This window comes from Bradyrhizobium sp. 134 (assembly GCF_023074155.1).
In the GTDB taxonomy this organism is placed as follows: domain Bacteria; phylum Pseudomonadota; class Alphaproteobacteria; order Rhizobiales; family Xanthobacteraceae; genus Bradyrhizobium.
Window position 1 is genome coordinate 78,538 of the sequence record NZ_JADPKX010000046.1, and the last position, 18,102, is coordinate 96,639.

The 18,102-nt window shown below is 65.7% G+C and carries 16 protein-coding genes; 9 read left to right on the forward strand and 7 right to left on the reverse strand.

Features of this window, described 5'->3' with window-relative positions; translation table 11 throughout:
* Positions 1 to 116: 116 nt before the first annotated feature.
* From IVA75_RS17775 to IVA75_RS17790, 4 genes are all read right to left on the reverse strand, one after another.
* A complete protein-coding gene (locus tag IVA75_RS17775; protein WP_247283003.1) occupies positions 117 to 1,661 on the reverse strand; it encodes a murein L,D-transpeptidase family protein in 1,545 nt (514 codons plus the stop codon).
* 407 nt (positions 1,662 to 2,068) lie between these two features.
* Entirely contained in the window at positions 2,069 to 3,031 is a 963-nt protein-coding gene (locus IVA75_RS17780) for an acetyl-CoA carboxylase carboxyltransferase subunit alpha (RefSeq protein ID WP_007599220.1), read from the reverse strand.
* A 201-nt stretch (positions 3,032 to 3,232) separates the two neighbouring features.
* A complete protein-coding gene (xerD, locus tag IVA75_RS17785; RefSeq protein ID WP_247283005.1) occupies positions 3,233 to 4,201 on the reverse strand; it encodes a site-specific tyrosine recombinase XerD in 969 nt (322 codons plus the stop codon).
* Between the two features lie 17 nt (positions 4,202 to 4,218).
* Positions 4,219 to 4,365, reverse strand: coding sequence for a hypothetical protein (locus IVA75_RS17790; protein WP_035669499.1), 147 nt, complete (start codon positions 4,363 to 4,365; stop codon positions 4,219 to 4,221).
* Positions 4,366 to 4,550: 185 nt separating this feature from the next.
* Here IVA75_RS17790 and IVA75_RS17795 point away from each other — a divergent pair, with 185 nt between their 5' ends.
* From IVA75_RS17795 to IVA75_RS17805, 3 genes are all read left to right on the forward strand, one after another.
* Positions 4,551 to 5,174: a shikimate kinase gene (locus tag IVA75_RS17795; RefSeq protein ID WP_027567986.1), complete on the forward strand. Its 624-nt coding sequence runs from the start codon at positions 4,551 to 4,553 to the stop codon at positions 5,172 to 5,174.
* On the forward strand, positions 5,171 to 6,319 hold the full coding sequence (gene aroB / locus IVA75_RS17800) for a 3-dehydroquinate synthase (protein WP_247283006.1): 1,149 nt from the start codon (positions 5,171 to 5,173) through the stop codon (positions 6,317 to 6,319). The genes IVA75_RS17795 and aroB overlap by 4 nt, the downstream gene beginning before the upstream one ends.
* A gap of 92 nt (positions 6,320 to 6,411) precedes the next feature.
* Entirely contained in the window at positions 6,412 to 7,716 is a 1,305-nt protein-coding gene (locus IVA75_RS17805) for an HlyC/CorC family transporter (RefSeq protein ID WP_007599226.1), read from the forward strand.
* A 142-nt stretch (positions 7,717 to 7,858) separates the two neighbouring features.
* Here IVA75_RS17805 and IVA75_RS17810 read toward each other — a convergent pair whose 3' ends face one another.
* On the reverse strand, positions 7,859 to 8,134 hold the full coding sequence (locus IVA75_RS17810; RefSeq protein ID WP_026232423.1) for a BolA family protein: 276 nt from the start codon (positions 8,132 to 8,134) through the stop codon (positions 7,859 to 7,861).
* A 152-nt stretch (positions 8,135 to 8,286) separates the two neighbouring features.
* Between IVA75_RS17810 and IVA75_RS17815 the strand changes: the two genes are divergently transcribed.
* Positions 8,287 to 8,922: a DnaJ domain-containing protein gene (locus tag IVA75_RS17815; RefSeq protein WP_027515160.1), complete on the forward strand. Its 636-nt coding sequence runs from the start codon at positions 8,287 to 8,289 to the stop codon at positions 8,920 to 8,922.
* Positions 8,923 to 9,120: 198 nt separating this feature from the next.
* Here IVA75_RS17815 and IVA75_RS17820 read toward each other — a convergent pair whose 3' ends face one another.
* Positions 9,121 to 10,215 (reverse strand): citrate synthase/methylcitrate synthase, encoded by a 1,095-nt coding sequence (locus tag IVA75_RS17820; protein WP_247283008.1) that lies wholly within the window; start codon positions 10,213 to 10,215, stop codon positions 9,121 to 9,123.
* Between the two features lie 75 nt (positions 10,216 to 10,290).
* On the opposite strand from IVA75_RS17820, the gene IVA75_RS17825 reads away from it, so the two are divergent.
* Positions 10,291 to 11,520 carry a citrate synthase family protein gene (locus IVA75_RS17825; protein WP_247283010.1) on the forward strand — a complete coding sequence of 410 codons (1,230 nt, stop codon included), beginning with the start codon at positions 10,291 to 10,293 and terminating at the stop codon, positions 11,518 to 11,520.
* A 134-nt stretch (positions 11,521 to 11,654) separates the two neighbouring features.
* On the opposite strand, the gene IVA75_RS17830 is transcribed toward IVA75_RS17825, so the two are convergent.
* Complete coding sequence (locus IVA75_RS17830; RefSeq protein WP_027567981.1) at positions 11,655 to 12,314, reverse strand: DedA family protein; 660 nt, start codon at positions 12,312 to 12,314, stop codon at positions 11,655 to 11,657.
* A 309-nt stretch (positions 12,315 to 12,623) separates the two neighbouring features.
* Between IVA75_RS17830 and cobS the strand changes: the two genes are divergently transcribed.
* The 4 genes from cobS to IVA75_RS17850 all read left to right on the forward strand — a co-directional run bounded on the left by cobS (position 12,624) and on the right by IVA75_RS17850 (position 17,992).
* The gene (gene cobS, locus IVA75_RS17835; protein ID WP_007599232.1) at positions 12,624 to 13,622 is read left to right on the forward strand and encodes a cobaltochelatase subunit CobS; all 999 of its coding nucleotides are present in this window, start codon (positions 12,624 to 12,626) and stop codon (positions 13,620 to 13,622) included.
* A gap of 162 nt (positions 13,623 to 13,784) precedes the next feature.
* Positions 13,785 to 15,689, forward strand: a complete 1,905-nt coding sequence (gene cobT, locus IVA75_RS17840) for a cobaltochelatase subunit CobT (protein ID WP_018452934.1) — start codon at positions 13,785 to 13,787, stop codon at positions 15,687 to 15,689.
* A complete protein-coding gene (locus IVA75_RS17845; RefSeq protein WP_247283011.1) occupies positions 15,686 to 16,759 on the forward strand; it encodes an esterase-like activity of phytase family protein in 1,074 nt (357 codons plus the stop codon). Before cobT ends, IVA75_RS17845 begins: the two co-directional genes overlap by 4 nt.
* 120 nt (positions 16,760 to 16,879) lie before the next feature.
* Positions 16,880 to 17,992 (forward strand): NADH:flavin oxidoreductase/NADH oxidase, encoded by a 1,113-nt coding sequence (locus IVA75_RS17850; RefSeq protein WP_247283013.1) that lies wholly within the window; start codon positions 16,880 to 16,882, stop codon positions 17,990 to 17,992.
* Positions 17,993 to 18,102: the final 110 nt, after the last annotated feature.

An 18,102-nucleotide genomic window follows, 5' to 3' on the forward strand; every position in this document is an offset into this window, starting at 1 on the left:
TACGCCGCAGCTTCTGGATCGATAAGGGGTGCCTCTGGAATACTGGATTCCCCGCCATCGCGGGGAATGACGGCGTCAGGCTGGGATGGATCGAAGAGATTAAGCGGAGCGCCCGTCTACTTCACCGCCCCAAACCGGCTGTCGAACGAGTTCGACTGCACCACCGGCGCGGCGCCCATGATCTGGGTCGCTTCACCCGCGCCATCTGATACCGACGGCTTCAGCGTCGGGCGGGTCGCGGCGAGGCGGGTGTCGGGCTTCGCAGGTTCGGCGGGCTTGGCTGCGGCAACAGCCGGCTTCGGCGCATCCTTCGCTGCATCCTTGGACGTGTCGCGACCCGGCACGAACCGGGTCACCGCGGCCTTCAGCCGGGACGCTGCGGTGGGCGGCGTCGTGGTCGTCGTGGTCGGGGCGACGGATGCCGTGGCCTGCGGCGGCGGCGTGGTTGCCGTGGCGTCGGCGTTGCCCATGCCCATCTTGCGGCCGAGGTTGGAGAAGAAGCCGGATTTCTCAGGCGCAGCTGCGGTGGCGACGCGGGCGTTGGCGGCGGGCGCGCTGACGGCGACGACCGGCTCTTCCTGCGGCGAGGGCGCGGCTGCATCGAGATTCGGCTTCGGCGGATTGACGTGTCCAGGGATCGTGCCCGGCGCCTTCGCCATCGCCAGCATCTGCAAGGTGGTGCCTTCAGCGCCCTCCGACAGGCCGGTGGAGCCTTCCGGAATCTTCGCGGCGAAGATCTTGTTCATGCCGCCGTCGATGCCGGTGTTCATGCGCGCAACGGGCGTGCCGCGCGAAACCAGCTTGTTGTACTCCGCCTGGTCGCGCGCATCCTTCTCGCGCACGGCGCTGGCGATCTCCTCGGGGATCACATAGGCCGGACATTTTGCGGACGCGTCGAACACCGGATCGCGCTTGGCGTCGGCCGGCTTCGCCGCGTCGAACACGTACTTCTTCTCGCAGAAATCGACCTTCGGCTCCTGCCGCGTCACCTCGAAATGATCATAGCCTTCCTTGATCATCTTCCAGAACGGCATGTTCGGATTGTTCCGGTGCTTGGCCATGTTCACCGGGGTCATCTTGAACGGATAGGCTTGCAGCTGGAACGCCTTCTGGCCGCCGAAGAAGGATTCGCGCCCGAGCGAATAGATCTCGGCGATCTGCTCGTCCGTCATCGCGTAGCAGCCGCGCGACGAACAATCGCCATGCACCATCAGCTGCGAGCCGCTGCGGCCCAAAGCCTTGTCGAACGCGTTCGGATAGCCCGTGTTGAACGACAGATAATACGCCGACTGCGGATTCATCTGGCCCGGATTGATCGAGTAGAATCCTTCCGGCGCCTGGCGGTCGCCTTCGCGGACCTTCGGGCCGAGGTCACCCGACCAGCGACAGATCGGATAGGTCTTGAGCAGCGCGAACTGGCCGTTGCGGGTCTGCTTCCAGACCTCGAGCTCGGCCTCCTGCTTGAACAGGCGCACCAGAATCGGTGATTGCAGATCCATGTTCTTCTCGACCATCGCGGCGAGAAGCTTTGGCGGCACCGGCTGGTTGGCCTTGGCATTGGTCGCAAGCGAAACCTGGTCGGTATCGCAGCCGGCCAGCACGAAGCTGGCGGCAAGCGCCACCGAAACCAGAAACGCGCGAGCAAGCGAACGAGAAATCAAGATGGACCCCACACCGTCCAGGGCAGCGCGCGCAAACCCCAATTTTGAAGCATGATCCGACCGGAGACCCGGACCCGTCGCGACGGGCTTTTTCGCAATCACGCTCCAGCGCTTATGCCCTGAAGCCATTGATTAAAATTCTAACCTCTGGGTCATGTGGTCGCAACCCGAACGGGGATCACGAGCCCGTTGGCCCAAAGGCGTGGTCAACGAAGACTTAAACTGGGCCGTAACTTGGGCCTCGCGGCCAAACCGGTACAGAGATCGCTGATTTGGGCAAAAAAAGGGTTAACGCGGGGTTACCGGACGCCTGCGGGGCTTGGCCGGCCTCAAATCCAGCGTCGTCCTGGCGAAAGGTTGGACGACGGCGGAGGGTAACGCGTCCAACGGGTCCCAAACCGCCCGAATCAGCCCAGTTTCCGGCCGATATCGAGGAATTTCTGCCGCCGATGCTTGCGGATGGCGTCGCCGTCGAGGCCCCGGAGCTCGTCGAAGGCCTTGGCGATGGCGTCGCCCGTGGTGGCGATCATGGCGGCGGGGTCGCGATGGGCGCCGCCGACCGGTTCCTTCAGGATGCTGTCGATTACGCCGAATCGGAGCATGTCCTGTGCCGTGATCTTCATGTTGTTGGCGGCTTCCTGCGCCTTGGAGCCGTCGCGCCAGAGGATCGAGGACGCCGCCTCGGGCGAGATCACGCTGTAGATCGCGTGCTCCAGCATCAGGACCTTGTTGGCGGTGGTGATGGCGATGGCGCCGCCCGACATGCCCTCGCCGGTGATGATGGCGACGTTCGGCACGGTCAGCGCCATGCAGGCATCGGTCGAACGCGCGATCGCCTCGGCCTGGCCGCGCTCTTCCGCACCGATGCCGGGATAGGCGCCGGCGGAATCGGCGAGCGACAGCACCGGCAGGCCGAACCGCTCGGCCATCTCCATCAGCCGCACGCATTTGCGATAGCCCTCGGGCCGCGCCATGCCGAAATTATGCTTGATGCGGCTCTCGGTGGAATCGCCCTTTTCCTGGCCCATCACGCAGATGGCCTCGCCGCGGAAGCGGCCGAAGCCGGCTACCAGCGCCTCGTCCTCGCCGAACTTGCGGTCGCCGGCGAGCGGGGTGAACTCGGTGATCAGGCCCTTGATGAAGTCGTTGAAATGCGGCCGCTGCGGATGCCGCGCGACCAGCGTCTTCTGCCACGGCGTCAGGTTCAGATAGAGGTCGGCCATCGCCTGCGCCGCCTTGTCCTCGATCCGCCCGATCTCCTCGGCGATGTCGCTGCCGGAGGCCGCAAGCGTCCGCAATTCATCGAGCTTGGAATCGAGCTCGGCGACGGGCTTTTCGAAATCGAGATAGCTGCGCATCTGGTCTGGCATCAACTCAATATAGGGAGGACGGGGCGAGGCGGCGAAGCGGATTCGATGTCGTGGAAAGAAATGTAGGTCCGTCAATGAGTTGGCTTGTGTGTTCGCAACCAGCGCAGGCCAATCATCGTGAGGCCCCGGCTCTTTCTGCGGAGATGTGGCCGAAGTCAAGGCGGTTTCGGCCTTGGCCTGCAGCGGGGCGACGCGCCAGACCTACTTCTCCGCCAGCGGGTGCAGGTCGCGGACCAGGCTCTTCAGCCGCTCCTCGACCACGTGGGTGTAGATCTGGGTGGTCGAGATGTCGGTATGGCCGAGCAGCGTCTGCACGATGCGCAAATCGGCCCCGTTGTGCAGCAGGTGGCTGGCGAAGGCGTGGCGCAGCACGTGGGGGGAGACCAGCCGGGCCTGCAGCCCTGAAGCGACCGCAAGCTCCTTCAAGTCGCGGGCAAAATGCTGCCGCGTCAGATGTCCGCTCTCGCCGAACGAGGGGAACAGCCATTTCGAGGCCGCCACGCTGTTCTTCTTGTCGGACTTGTTGTTGTCCTTGGCGGCCTCCGTCGCCGCGAGATAATCAGCCATCGCCTGGCGCGAGGCCTCGTTGAGCGGCACCAGCCGTTCCTTGTTACCCTTGCCGCGCACCACGATCATGCGGGCGTCGCGCTTCGCGGCCGTGCGCGGCAGCGCCACCAGCTCGGAGACGCGCAGGCCGGTGGCGTAGAGCACCTCGAGCAGGCAATAGAGTCTCAGGGCGCGCAGCCGTTTCGAGGGCGAGGCATCCTCCGCCTCGCTCAATTCCTTGGCGCGGCGGAGCATGCGGTCGACATCGGCGATCGACAGCACCTTCGGAAGGCCGCGGCCGCGCTTGGGGCCGGACAGGATCGCCGCGGGATCGTCGGTTCTGATGCGTTCGTTCAGGAGGAAGCGATAGAGATGCCGCATCGCCGACAGCCGCCGCGCGACGCTGGTGGACTTGAAGCCGCGCGTGTCGAGATCGGCGAGATAGTCGCGCAGCGTCTGTGTCTCCGCGTCCGCGAATGCATGGCCGACACGGCCGAGAAACTCGGAGAAGTCGGTGAGGTCGCGGCGATAGGCATCGAGCGTATTGGGGCCGGCGCCCTGTTCCGCCGCGAGCATGTCGAGGAACAGGCCGGTGAGTTTTGTGTCTGAGGGCTTTGCACGCATGCCCCGGAGGCTACCTCCTATTTCTTGAGAAACTTGTCCGGCGGGATCGTCACGGTCATTTCCCGCGGCTTGGGATTGACGAAGTTCGCCAGCGCGAAGACCACGCCATAGACGATGCCGGCGATCACGGCGACGACCGTCAGGAAGCGGAACAGGCTGGGCATCGGCAGGATCTCGGAGAGGGTCTCGGTCAGGCGGCTTGGCGGGCAAATTAACCAATGAAATCATCCAACACGTTCGCCGTTTCGTGGCAAGAGTCCTCTGGCGAGGCCCCGTTTGGGGTCGTATAGGTGGCCAAAGGATGCCGCCTTTGGCGGCAGATCGAGCGAGACCCATTCGAGCGAGACAAATGCCCGACGCCGCGTTGCCGATCCAAGCTTCGCCCGAGGCCGACATCCTGTCGGCGCTGGGGACGCGCTCGATCGTGCTCGTCGGCATGATGGGGGTGGGCAAATCCACCATCGGCCGCCGCATGGCTCTCAGGCTCAAGCTGCCCTTCGTCGATGCCGACACCGAAATCGAGGCCGCGGCCGGCATGACCATACCGGAAATCTTCGAGCGCCACGGCGAACCGCATTTCCGTGACGGCGAGGCCCGCGTGATCGCGCGTCTGCTCGACGGCGGCCCCATCGTGCTGGCGACCGGCGGCGGCGCCTTCATGCGCGAGGAGACGCGGAGCCGTATCGCGGCAAAGGCGATCTCGATCTGGCTCAAGGCCGATCATGACGTCATCATGCGCCGCGTGCGCCGCCGCGCCGACCGTCCGCTGCTCCAGACCGCCGATCCCGAAGGAACGGTGACGCGCCTGCTCACCGAGCGCGAGCCGGTCTACGGCCATGCCGATCTCACCATCGCCTCGCGCGACGTGCCGCACGACAAGATCGTTGAGGAGACCATCGAGACGCTACGCGCGCATCTTTGCGGCGAACGGGCGTCCCCGCCATCAGCCGACGTCGCGAGTGCCGCACGATGACCGCGCCTTTGAAACATTCCGATCCTGTCAACGTCGAGGTCGCGCTGGAGAATCGCGCCTATGACATCGTCATCGGCCGCGGCGTTCTGGCTTCGCTCGGCGAACGCGTCGCGCGCCTGCGCCCCGGCGTGCGCACCGCGATCGTGACGGATCGCACCGTCGCGAAATACTGGCTCGAACCCGCCGAGGCCTCGCTCGCAGCCAGCGGCATTGCGACATCGCGCATCGTCGTCGAGGAAGGCGAGATCTCGAAGACCTATGCCGGTCTCGAAAAGGTCAGCGAAGCCCTGATCGCCGCGAAGATCGAGCGCAACGATCTCGTCATTGCGCTGGGCGGCGGCGTGGTCGGCGATCTCGCCGGCTTTGCGGCGGCGATCCTGCGCCGCGGCGTCGATTTCGTGCAGGTGCCGACCTCGCTGCTGGCGCAGGTCGATTCCTCCGTCGGCGGCAAGACCGGCATCAACTCGCCGCAAGGCAAGAATTTGCTCGGCGCCTTCCACCAGCCGGTGCTGGTGATTGCCGACACCGCCGTGCTCGATACGCTGTCGCCGCGGCAATTCCGCGCCGGCTATGCCGAGGTCGCCAAATACGGCGTGCTCGGCGACGAGGCCTTCTTCGCCTGGCTCGAGAAGAACCATTCCGACATCTCCAAAGGCGGTTCAGCGCGCGAGCATGCGATCGCGACCTCCTGCCGCGCCAAGGCCGGCGTGATCTCGCGCGACGAGCGCGAGACCGGGGAGCGCGCGCTGCTCAATCTCGGCCATACGTTCGGCCATGCGCTGGAAGCCGCGACCGGCTTCTCCGACCGCCTGTTTCACGGCGAGGGCGTTTCGATCGGCATGACGCTGGCGGCGCAGTTTTCGGCGAAGCTCGGCATGATCGGTGAAGCGGATGCCGCGCGCGTCGAGCGTCACCTCGTTGAGGCAGGCCTGCCGACGCGCTTGCAGGACATCGCGGGCTTCGCGCAGGAGGGGCTTGCCGATGCCGACGCGCTGATGGCGCTGATGGCGCAGGACAAGAAGGTCGTCCGCGGCAAGCTCACCTTCATCCTGCTGGAGGCTGTGGGACGCGCCGTCGTCGCGAAGAACGTCGAACCGGCTCCGGTGCGCGACTTCCTCAAGGACAAGCTCGCCCACAAGGCGTGACACGCGGTTGAACGGCGCTAAAGCGTTTTCGAGCGAAGTGGGTACCGGTTCGCGTCAAGAAAACGCGTCAAAACAAGAAACCAGAGTGGTTCATGGATTGGCTCGGATTCACCATCGTCATTCTCTGCCTGCTCGTCTCCGGCTTCTTCGCCGCGAGCGAGACCGCGTTGACCGGCGCCTCGCGCGCCAGCATGCTGCGGCTCTCCAAGCAGGGTAATCGCGACGCCGACGTGGTCTCGCAGCTGCTCGACATGCGCGAGCGCCTGATCGGCGCGCTGCTGCTCGGCAACAACATCGCCAATATCAGTGCATCCGCCCTCGCCACCAGCATCTTCACGGCCTGGTTCGGCGACGTCGGCGTGCTCTATGCCACCGGCTTGATGACCGCGCTGGTCGTGATCTTCGCCGAGGTGCTGCCCAAGACCATTGCGATCAACGCGCCTGATCGCATGGCGCTGGCGGTGGCACGCCCGATGCGGCTGACGATGTACGTGCTGGGGCCGCTGCTGCGGATCGTGGAAGTCATCGTGCGGCTGTTGATGCGCCTGTTTGGCCTTGCCGGCGAGCACCAGGCGATCCTGTCGCCGACCGAGCGCCTGCGGGGTGCGGTCGACCTGCTGCACCATGAGGGCAAGTTCGAGAAGCACGACCGCGACATGCTCGGCGGGCTGCTCGATCTGCGCGAGCTCCAGGTCTCCGATGTCATGATCCATCGCACCGAGATGACGATGATCAACGCCGACCTGCCGCCGGAGGATCTGGTGCGCGAGGTGCTGGCGGCCGAATACACCCGCATCCCGCTATGGCGCGAGAAGCCGGAAAACATCATCGGCGTGCTCCACGCCAAGGATTTGCTGCGCGCGATCCGCGCGGCCGACGGCGAGACCTCGCGCATCGACGTCTCCACCATCGCGCTGCCGCCGTGGTTCGTGCCGGAGATGCGGCCCGTCTCCGAGCAACTCAAGGCGTTCCGCCGCCGCAAGACCCATTTCGCCCTGGTCGTCGACGAGTACGGCGAAGTTGAAGGTCTCGTGACGCTGGAGGACATTCTGGAAGAGATCGTCGGCGACATCTCCGACGAGCATGACGTCGTGGTCGCGGGCGTGCGCGCCCAGCCGGACGGCTCGGTCGTCGTCGACGGCTCGGTGCCGATCCGCGACCTCAACCGCGCCATGGACTGGCACCTGCCTGACGAAGAGGCAACGACGGTCGCCGGCCTCGTCATTCACGAGGCGCGCTCGATTCCCGACCGCGGCCAGAGTTTCACCTTTCACGGCTTCCGCTTCCGCGTCCTCCGCCGCGAACGCAACCGCATCACCGCACTCCGTATTTCACCGGTGCCGCGCGAGACGGAGATGGAGGAAGCCAAGCGCCGGCGGGCCGGGACGTCGTTTTGACGCGGTAGCTGTCATCGTCCGCCTTGTGCGCGCTTGCGCACTGGGGCGGACGATCCAGTACGCCGCAGCGGCTCGATTCTAGCCGCGTCGCCTCGGAGTACTGGATGCCCGCCTTCGCGGGCATGACAGCCGTATCGGCGAGCTAGCTCCCGCCTTCTCCCGGCGCTTGCGCGTGGATCGCCAGTGCGTGCACGCTGCCGGAGAGTTCCGCGGCGAGCGCCGAATTTATCATGCGGTGCCGATCAACCCGGCTCTTCCCTTTGAAGGCGGAAGACACAATATAAACGCGGAAGTGCGTCTCGCCGCTCGGCCGATGGCCGGCGTGGCCCTCATGCAAATGTGACTCGTCGACGACTTGCAGGCTTTCCGGCGTGAAAGCTTCCTGCAACTTGTTGCTGATAGTGTCTCTGATGGCCATCTGGGTCATTACGGTGCGAGATCGCTCTTCGTATTGCATAGGCCGCCTCTGGCGGTCGTTCAAGGACGCCTCAGCATAGTTTCGGCTATGCTTTTCAGCTAATTGCAATGTCAAGACTTGAAGGTTTTTGCATTGCGTAGTCAAAGTCAGCCATGCCGATCGATTCATCAAAGTTCTTCGACTCCATCCGGATCAAGCCGAAAGGCAAGCAGCCGGAAGTGAAGCCGCGCGACGCCGTGGTCAATTGCGAATGGACCGGGTGTCAGAACAAGGGCGCGCATCGTGCGCCCAAGGGTCGCGACAATCAGCGTGAGTACTGGCACTTCTGCCTGAATCATGTGCGCGAGTACAACCAGAACTACAATTTCTTCTCCGGCATGAATGCCGACGCTGTCGCGCGCTATCAGAAAGATGCGCTGACCGGTCATCGTCCGACCTGGAAGATGGGCGCCAATGGCGGCGTCAAGAAGGGCGCCGAGGCCGAGATCGACGGCGCCTTCGATCCGTTCAGCATGTTCCAGGAGCTCAACGGCCGCACAGGCTGGCGCGCCGGCCCGCAGGCCGCGCCCAAAGCCGAGACGCGCAAGATCATGAACGCCGAGCGCAAGGCGCTCCAGGTGATGGGCCTCGGCCCCGAGTCCACGCTCGCCGACGTCAAGTCCAAGTACAAGGCGCTGGTGAAGCAGCACCACCCCGACGCCAACGGCGGCGACCGCTCCACCGAGGACCGCCTGATCGAGATCATCAAGGCGTATAATTATCTGAAGACCGTGGTGCGCGAGGCCTGAGGCCGCGCCACTGTCTTCCCTTCTCCCCTTGTGGGAGAAGGTGGCGCGAAGCGCCGGATGAGGGGTTGCTTCCTCAAATTCCAATGCAAGGGATTGTGCGGGGAGAGAACCCCTCACCCGTCTCGCCGCTGCGCGGCGAGCCACCCTCTCCCACAAGGGGAGAGGGAAAGAACGCCGTTCCATCCATGCTACGTTTCATCACGCCTCCGGCATCGCCCCCACATATGACGAGCTCGGCCGGATCAGCCGCCCCGTCCGCTGCTGCTCGCGCGCATGCGCGGTCCAGCCGGCGGCGCGCGCCACCGCGAAGATCGGCGTGAAGGCCTGCCTCGGGATCGCCAGCGCATCGAGCAGGATCGCGGTGAAGAACTCGACATTGGTCTCCAGCGGCCGGTCCGGATTCTTCTTGCGCAGCGCGCTGCGGATGTAGGCCTCCACCTCGCCGGCAAAGGGCAGGTCGGCGCCGTCCGAGGCCAGCGCCTCGATCGCGGTCTTGAGCACATCGGCGCGCGGATCGCGCACGCGATAGACGCGGTGACCAAAACCCATCATCCGCTCGCCGCGGGCGAGTGCCGCATCCACCCAGGGCTGGATGCGCTCGCGCGAGCCGATGGCGTCGAGCATTTCCAGCACCGGCTCCGGCGCGCCGCCATGCAGCGGACCCGTCAGCGCGCAATAGCCGGCGGTGATGGCGGCAAACAGGTCAGCCTGCGTCGAGGCCACCACGCGCGCGGTGAAGGTCGAGGCGTTCATGCCGTGGTCGCTGGCGGTGACGAGATAGGCGTCCAGCGCCGTGACCTCGCGTGGTTCGGGCGCGCGTCCGTGCAGCATGCGAAGCGTATCGGCGGCGTGGCTCGCGTTCGGATCTGGCGCCACGGGATCGAGACCCCTAGCGCGGCGGACGAGCGCGCCCGCAATTACCGGGAATGCGCCTACGATCGTCGCCTCATGGGCTAGGCCGTGCTCGGCGCGAAGTCCCGCGACCGCCGCGCGAAACCCGTCGACGACGCCCATGCCGTGCGTTGCCGGCAGCAGTTCATCCAGCCGCGCGAAGGCGCGCTCGCGTGCCGCGCCGAGGCTCGCGCGCACATTGGCTTCGCTCAGCGTGGTCGTGCTGGCGCCGTTCCAGAGCCGGGCGGTGACGCCCTCAAAGCTCGACTGACTCGCCAATCGGCCGACATGCTCGCCGGCGATGATCAACTCGCCGCGCTCGCCGTCGACATGGCTCAGCACGGTTTCGGCCGCGGGAACGCCGTCCAGCCCGATCTGGCTCTTGGTGAGGTGGATGTTCATGGCCCAAATCTCCTTTGCACCAGCCAAAGGTCGGACCTCTCGACAGATTGATCAATCTTGATTATATAAATCAATATGAAAAATTCCGAGGGGCTTTACCTCTCCGCCCGGGAAGCCGCCGCCGAGCTCGCGATCTCGCCGGCCACGCTCTACGCCTATGTCAGCCGCGGCCTGGTCCGCTCCGAGCCGACGCCGGACTCGCGCAAGAACCGCTATCGCGCCGAGGACGTCCGGGCGCTGAAGGAGCGCCGGGTGCCGTCGCCGGAGCCGCGCGGCCTGCGCAGCTTCGATGCCGATCTGCCGGTCATGGACACGGAAATCTCCACCATCACCGAGGACGGCGCGATCTATCGCGGTGTCAATTGCGTCGATCTCGCCGAAAACGACACGCTGGAGCACACGGCGACGCTTCTGTGGGACGTCTCCGGCGTCGATCCGTTCGCGCCGGATAATCAGCCTGCGATGTCCGATGAGATGCGCCTGATCGCGCAGGCCGCGCGTCGCGCCGCGCCGATCGATCGCGCCATTGCCGTGCTGGCGCTCGCGTCGAGCGCCGATCCGCGCGCCTTCACCCGCGCGCATGATGGACGTGCGATGGTCGGTGCGCGCATCGTCCGGCTCCTGGTCGCGACCATGCTCAACACGGAGCCGTCCGCCGAGCCGCTGCATCAGCAGATCGCGAGGGCCTGGGCGCCCGACAACAAGCACGCGGCCGATCTGATACGTCGCGCGCTGGTTCTGCTCGCCGAGCATGAGTTGAACGCGTCCACCTTCACCGCGCGCTGCGCGGCCTCCACCGGCCTCAATCTTTATGATTCCGTCATCGCCGGCCTCGCCGCGCTGAAGGGACCGAAGCACGGCGGCGCCGGCGTGCTCGCCTCGCAGCTCGTCAAGGCGCTGGTGGATCGTGACGTCGAGCCAATGGTCCGCGAACGCGTCGCGCTCGGCGAACGCTTTGCCGGCTTCGGTCACGGCGTCTACAAGCGGGGCGATCGGCGCGCGCAGTCGCTCCTGAATGCCCTGGCCCGCGCCGGCGCACCCCGCAAATTCACCAAGGAGGTGCCGGAGCGGATCGCGGAGGCGACCGGCGAGCTCGTCAACATCGACTACGCGCTCGCGGTGCTCGTGCACGCGCTGCGCCTGCCCGCAGGCAGCGAGCTCGCCTTGTTCGCGATGGCCCGCAGCGTCGGCTGGATCGCTCATGCGAGCGAGCAATTACAGCACGGCAAGCTGATCAGGCCGCGGGCAAGGTATGTCGGGCCTGCGCCGGGGCGGAGGGCGGGGGTTGCGGATTCCAAAGGATGATCAAGAAACCTCATGGTGAGGAGCGCGGAACGCGCGTCTCGAACCATGCAGGCCCCGCTGTCGCCCGCGGCCATCCTTCGAGACGCCCGTCGTTGGCAGGTCCTCTCAGGATGAGGGTGGTGTGCTTGGATAGATCACCCTCGCGGCTTCGCCACCGCGACGCCGCCGCCATTCCGGCGGCGATAGATCCAGACCGCCAGGCCCAGAACGATCGCGACGCCGATCACGGTCAGGATCCAGATGTGCTTGCCGACATGTCCATGGTGGTGCAGCCCGGCATATTCGTGCAGCACAGAGACCGCCAAAACACCCGGCAGCACATGCGCCGGCGCCCAGACCAGGATCGCCGGGATGTTGATGGCATAGAAGCGGGCCGGGGGCATGCCCAGCGCACCCGCGGTGACCGGGACGAAGGCACGGATCGGCGGCACGAAGCGGGCGAAGAACACCGCCCAGGTGCCGAAGCGGTGGAAGAAATTCTCGCTCTGCTCGACCACGCGCGGATAATTGGTCAACGGCCAGGTGTTGAGGATCTCCCGTTGCTGCCGGTGGCCGATCCAGTAGGCCGAACCGTCGCCGAGCACTGCGCCGAGGGCTGCCGCCAGCAACACCCATTGCAGCCTAAGCTCGCCGCCCGGGACCAGGGCGCTTAGCGCCAGGATGATGGTCGAGCCGGGGATCACAGACCCCACCACCGGAACCGCCTCCAGCAGGGCCGCCAGGAACAGGGTCAGATAGGCCAGCCACGCATGGGCCGAGACGAAGGAAATGAGGGGATCGAGAAAGGACGTCACGTCGTCTCTGTGGTGAGATCGGGCCTCGGGGTTCGGGCCCTGCATTCGGACCCTACATAAGTAACAAGCGGCGGTAAAAGTGCCACCCGCGTAGGCAGGACCGCGCCCTTGGCACGAAATTCAGGCGTGATTCGCAGGGCAGCCTTCCAAAAATCGCGTTCCTTGCCTATCTAAATGAAAAGACAACGGAACTTTGATTGGGGGGCGGGCTTCTGCCCGCACGTTGTCTCTGATAGGTTCGCGATCGCACCCAGCCGCAGCCAACGTGCAATAACTGGTCTCGGGATTGCCCGGGACCTCGGAGGATTGATGACGACCGCCGCGATGTCCAAAGTTGAGGAAGTTTCCGGTTTGCCCGACATGAAGGTGTCGGTGCGCCAGGTGTTCGGGATCGACAGCGATCTCGAAGTCCCCGCTTATTCCGAAGTCGATCCTCACGTCCCCGAAGTCGATTCCGATTACCGCTTCGATCGCGCCACCACGCTCGCCATTCTCGCCGGCTTCGCGCACAACCGCCGCGTCATGGTCACGGGCTATCACGGCACCGGCAAATCCACCCATATCGAACAGGTCGCCGCGCGGCTGAACTGGCCCTGCGTGCGCGTCAACCTCGACAGCCACATCAGCCGTATCGACCTCGTCGGCAAGGACTCGATCGTGGTCCGGGACGGCAAGCAGGTCACTGAATTCCGCGACGGCATCCTGCCCTGGGCGCTCCAGCATAATGTCGCGCTGGTGTTCGACGAATACGACGCCGGCCGTCCGGACGTGATGTTCGTGATCCAGCGCGTGCTGGAAGTCTCCGGCCGGCTGACGCTGCTCGACCAGAACAAGGTGATCAAGCCGCACCCGGCATTCCGCATGTTCTCGACCGCAAACACCGTCGGTCTCGGTGACACCTCGGGCCTCTATCACGGCACCCAGCAGATCAACCAGGGCCAGATGGACCGCTGGTCGATCGTCACCACGTTGAACTATCTCAGCCATGACGAGGAAGTGGAGATCGTGCTGGCCAAGGCCAAGCACTATCGCACCACGGAGGGCCGCGACATCGTCAACAAGATGGTTCGCCTCGCCGATCTCACCCGCAACGCCTTCGCCAATGGCGATCTGTCGACGGTGATGAGCCCGCGCACGGTGATCACCTGGGCCGAGAACGCCGACATCTTCAGCGACATTGGTTTTGCGTTCCGGGTCACCTTCCTCAACAAATGCGACGAGCTCGAACGTCCCCTCGTCGCCGAGTTCTACCAGCGCTGCTTCAACGCGGAGCTGCCGGAATCGGCGGTGAACGTGGCGCTCAGCTGATCTCTCTCGGTGTGTCGTCCCGGCCGAGTGCGCAATTGCGCACGGGGGCCGGGACCCATGCCGCGAGGTCTCTCGGTGAAGCGACGCTGATAGTTTTCCCTGACGCAATAACCGTCGGTGGCTATGGATCCCGGCCTTCGCCGGGACGACGGTGAGATCGAGATGAGCACCACCTCCAACTCCAAGTTCCGCAACACCAAGGAAGCCCCGACCGAGCCGTTCAAGCGCTCGGTGGCCTCCTGCCTGAAGGCGATCGCCAAGGCGCCCGAGCTCGATGTCAGCTTCGCCGCCGAGCGCCCCGGGCTCGCGCCGGGCAAGGCGCGGCTGCCCGAACCCGCGCGAAAGATGACCAGGCGTGATGCCGCGATCGTGCGCGGCCACGCCGATTCCATCGCGCTCAAGCTCGCCTGTCATGATCCAAAGGTGCATCGCAAGCTGATGCCGGGCAATCCGCAGGCGCGCGGCGTGTTCGAGGCGGTGGAGCAGGCCCGTGTCGAGGCGATCGGCGCGCGGCGCATGGCGGGCGTTGCGAAAAATCTCACCGCGATGCTCGACGACCATTTCCATCGCGGCAAGTTCGACGAGATCACCGATCGCGCCGACGCGCCGCTCGCCGACGCGCTGGCGATGCTGGTGCGCGAGCGCCTGACCGGCATGGCGCCGCCGACGGCCGCCAAGAAGATGGTCGATCTCTGGCGTCCCATCCTGGAAGACAAGATCGGCAGGCGGCTCGACCGGCTCGATACCGTGGTCGAGGACCAGACCAGGTTCGGCGATGCCGTGCATGATCTGCTGACGGCGCTCGAAATCGGCGACGAGCGCAGCGCCGACAGCGAAGACAATGACGAGAACGACGAGAACCAGGACGGCGACAACGATCAGTCCGGCGCCGAGGGCTCGCCCGATTCCGACGCCGCGCAGGAGATGAGCGCCGACCAGGCACAGGCATCGAGCGAGGAGATGAGCGAGAGCGCGATGGAAAGCGCGCAGGCCTCGACCTCCGACACCTTCGACGACGGCGAGCTCGGCGACGACGAGACGCCGGGTGAGGCGACGCGGCCGAATTCGCACGGCAAGAACGAGCCGCGCGGGCCGGAATATCATGCCTTCGCGCCGAAGTTCGACGAGGTCATCGCCGCCGAGGACCTCTGCGACCATGACGAGCTGGAGCGGCTGCGTGCCTATCTCGACAAGCAGCTCGCGCATCTGCAGGGCATCGTCGCCCGTCTCGCCAACCGCCTCCAGAGGCGCTTGATGGCGCAGCAGAACCGCGCCTGGGAGTTCGATCTCGAAGAGGGCATTCTCGATCCGGCGCGGCTGTCGCGCGTGGTGACCGATCCCTATCACCCGCTTTCCTTCATGCACGAGAAGGAGGCGACGTTCCGCGACACCGTGGTGACGCTGCTCTTAGACAATTCCGGCTCGATGCGCGGGCGCCCGATCACGGTCGCGGCGACCTGCGCCGACATCCTCGCCCGCACGCTGGAGCGCTGCGGCGTCAAGGTCGAGATTCTCGGCTTCACCACGCGTGCCTGGAAGGGCGGGCAATCGCGCGAGGCGTGGCTTGCCGCCGGCAAGCCGGCCAGTCCGGGCCGTCTCAACGATCTCCGCCACATCATCTACAAGTCGGCGGACGCCCCGTGGCGCCGTGCGCGAAAAAATCTCGGCCTGATGATGCGCGAGGGGTTGTTGAAGGAGAACATCGACGGCGAGGCGCTGGACTGGGCGCACAAGCGCCTGCTCGGCCGGCCCGAGCAGCGCAAGATCCTGATGATGATCTCGGACGGTGCGCCGGTCGACGATTCCACGCTGTCGGTCAATCCCGGCAACTACCTCGAGCGGCACCTGCGCCACATCATCGAGGAGATCGAGACCCGCTCGCCGGTCGAGCTGATCGCGATCGGCATCGGCCACGACGTGACGCGCTATTATCGCCGCGCGGTGACGATCGTGGACGCCGAAGAGCTCGGCGGCGCCATCACTGAAAAGCTCGCCGAACTGTTCAGCGAGACCAACACCGCGCCCACACAGCCGGCCAACCGCCCGCGGCGCAAACTGCATTCGTGAGCAATCATCGATCCCGCCGCAGCTTTATCGGCCACGCGGCGGCGGGATTTTCCACTCTCGCACTGTCTCGCCTGGCGCAGGCGCAGCCTGCGCCGAAGCCGGCGCTGATCGAGCACGCCGTCGCAGCGCCCGTTGGCATCGAGGTCAACGCGCGGCCGATCCCCAATTTCGAGCCGCGCGACCGCGCGCGCACGCGCTTCGGTTCGCTGGACTATCGCGGCGGCCTGGTGCTGACCTCGCCGCATCGCGGCTTCGGCGGCCTGTCCGGCTTCCGCTTCCTCGACACCAAAGGCGAGCGCTTCCTCGCGGTCTCCGACCAGGGCACCTGGTTCACCGGTCGCATCCGCTATTCCGGGCGGAGCATGACCGGTCTCGACGACGTCGTGGCCGCGCCGGTGCTCAATGCGGAGGGGCGGCCGATCACGGAGAAGCGGCTGTGGTACGACACCGAAGCGCTCGCGCGCGACGGCGACCTCGTCTATGTCGGGCTCGAGCGCGTCAACCAGATCATGCGGTTCGATTTTTCGAAGGGCGGCACAAGCGCCCGCGGCGAGGTGCTGCCGACGCCGCCGGCGGTGCGCAAGCTGCCCTACAACAAAGGGCTCGAGGCGCTGGTGTTTGTCCCCAAGGACATACCAAAGGGGCAGCCGCTCGCGGGGACCTTGATCGCGCTGTCGGAAGGCGGCTTCGATGCCGACGGCAATCTGATCGGCTTCTTGATCGGCGGCCCGACGCCGGGCCAGTTCAGCATTCGCCGCACCGACCAGCAGCTCATCAGCGACGCCGTGCTGCTGCCCTCGGGCGATCTCCTGATCCTCGAACGCAAATTTTCCTGGTTCACCGGCGTCGATATCCGCATCCGCGCGATCCCCCTGAAATCGATGGCGCCGGGCGCATTGGTCGACGGCCCCGTGCTGTTCAAGGCCGATCTCGGCCATGAGATCGACAACATGGAAGGCATCGACGCCCACGTCACGGCCGACGGCGAGACCGTGCTGACGCTGGTGTCCGACGACAATTTCTCGATGCTCCAGCGCACACTGCTGCTGCAGTTCGCGCTGGTGGAGTAGGGCGGCGCGGCCGCAATGCATGACGCTACGGGCCGCCATTCCCTCCGCGCGGCTGGCAATCCGCGTTTCCCTCACTACACTCCCCTGCATCGCCCTCCCTCCCTTTCGGAACTCCCCCGCATGAGCGCCCTGTTTTCCCCGATCAAGCTGCGCGGCCTGACTTTGAAGAACCGCGTCGTGGTGTCGCCGATGTGCCAATATTCGGCCGAGGACGGCGTTCCCACCGACTGGCACTTCACCCACATCAACAATCTCAGCCTGTCGGGCGCGGCGATGTTCTGCATCGAGGCGACCCATGTCGAGGCGATCGGCCGCATCACGCCGGGCTGCCTCGGGCTCTACAGCGATGCCGCCGAGGCCGCGCTGAAGCAGATCCTCACCTCGGTGCGGAAACATTCCTCCACAGCAATCGCGATGCAGCTCGCGCATGCGGGCCGGAAGGCGAGCAGCGGGCGACCATGGGACGGCGGCCAGCTGATCCCCCAGGACCAGGGCGGCTGGCAGACCGTGGCGCCGTCGGCGCTGCCGCACAAGGAGGGCGAAGCCGCGTCGCTGGCGCTCGATGCCGCAGGCCTCAAGCGCATCCGCGATGCCTTCGTCGATGCGGCGAAACGCGCCGATCGCATCGGCATCGACGCCATCGAGCTGCACGGCGCGCACGGCTACCTCCTGCATCAGTTCCTGTCGCCGATCTCGAACAAGCGCACCGACGAATATGGCGGCTCGCTCGAGAACCGCATGCGCTTCCCGCTGGAGGTCTACGACGCGGTCCGCGCGGTGTTCCCGCACGACAAGCCGGTCGGCATGCGGGTGTCGTCGACCGACTGGGTCGACGGCGGCTGGGATCTGGCGCAGACGATTGAGTTCGCCAAGGCGCTGAAGGCGCGCGGTGTCGACTGGATCGATGCCTCCTCCGGCGGCGTCTCGCCGCTGCAGAAGATCGCGCTCGGCCCCGGCTACCAGGTGCAGTTTGCCGAAGCCATCAAGCGCGAGACGGGTTTGCCCACCATCGCCGTCGGCCTGATCACCGAGCCAAAGCAGGCCGAAGACATCGTCGCATCCGGCAAGGCCGACATGGTCGCGCTCGCCCGCGGCTTGCTCTACGACCCGCGCTGGGCCTGGCACGCCGCAGCCGAACTCGGCGGCGAGGTCGAAGCGCCGCCGCAATACTGGCGCTCGCAGCCCTCGACCCAGAAGGCGCTGTTCGGCAAGACGACGTTCGGGGCGCGGTGAGGGGGCGAATTCGCGGCCCCAATTACGGTGTCGTCCCGGCCTAGTGCGCAATTGCGCACTAGGCCGGGACGACGGGGAGAGGGAGCAACACCCCGCCTCACGCATCCGTA

Bases quoted from the DNA above. Each gene is read 5' to 3' on its own strand.
- IVA75_RS17780 (WP_007599220.1), bottom strand. From the start codon at position 3,031: ATGCCAGACCAGATGCGCAGCTATCTCGATTTCGAAAAGCCCGTCGCC.
- xerD (WP_247283005.1), bottom strand. From the start codon at position 4,201: ATGCGTGCAAAGCCCTCAGACACAAAACTCACCGGCCTGTTCCTCGAC.
- IVA75_RS17790 (WP_035669499.1), bottom strand. From the start codon at position 4,365: ATGCCCAGCCTGTTCCGCTTCCTGACGGTCGTCGCCGTGATCGCCGGC.
- IVA75_RS17795 (WP_027567986.1), top strand. From the start codon at position 4,551: ATGCCCGACGCCGCGTTGCCGATCCAAGCTTCGCCCGAGGCCGACATC.
- aroB (WP_247283006.1), top strand. From the start codon at position 5,171: ATGACCGCGCCTTTGAAACATTCCGATCCTGTCAACGTCGAGGTCGCG.
- IVA75_RS17805 (WP_007599226.1), top strand. From the start codon at position 6,412: ATGGATTGGCTCGGATTCACCATCGTCATTCTCTGCCTGCTCGTCTCC.
- IVA75_RS17810 (WP_026232423.1), bottom strand. From the start codon at position 8,134: ATGGCCATCAGAGACACTATCAGCAACAAGTTGCAGGAAGCTTTCACG.
- IVA75_RS17815 (WP_027515160.1), top strand. From the start codon at position 8,287: ATGCCGATCGATTCATCAAAGTTCTTCGACTCCATCCGGATCAAGCCG.
- IVA75_RS17820 (WP_247283008.1), bottom strand. From the start codon at position 10,215: ATGAACATCCACCTCACCAAGAGCCAGATCGGGCTGGACGGCGTTCCC.
- IVA75_RS17825 (WP_247283010.1), top strand. From the start codon at position 10,291: ATGAAAAATTCCGAGGGGCTTTACCTCTCCGCCCGGGAAGCCGCCGCC.
- cobS (WP_007599232.1), top strand. From the start codon at position 12,624: ATGACGACCGCCGCGATGTCCAAAGTTGAGGAAGTTTCCGGTTTGCCC.
- cobT (WP_018452934.1), top strand. From the start codon at position 13,785: ATGAGCACCACCTCCAACTCCAAGTTCCGCAACACCAAGGAAGCCCCG.
- IVA75_RS17850 (WP_247283013.1), top strand. From the start codon at position 16,880: ATGAGCGCCCTGTTTTCCCCGATCAAGCTGCGCGGCCTGACTTTGAAG.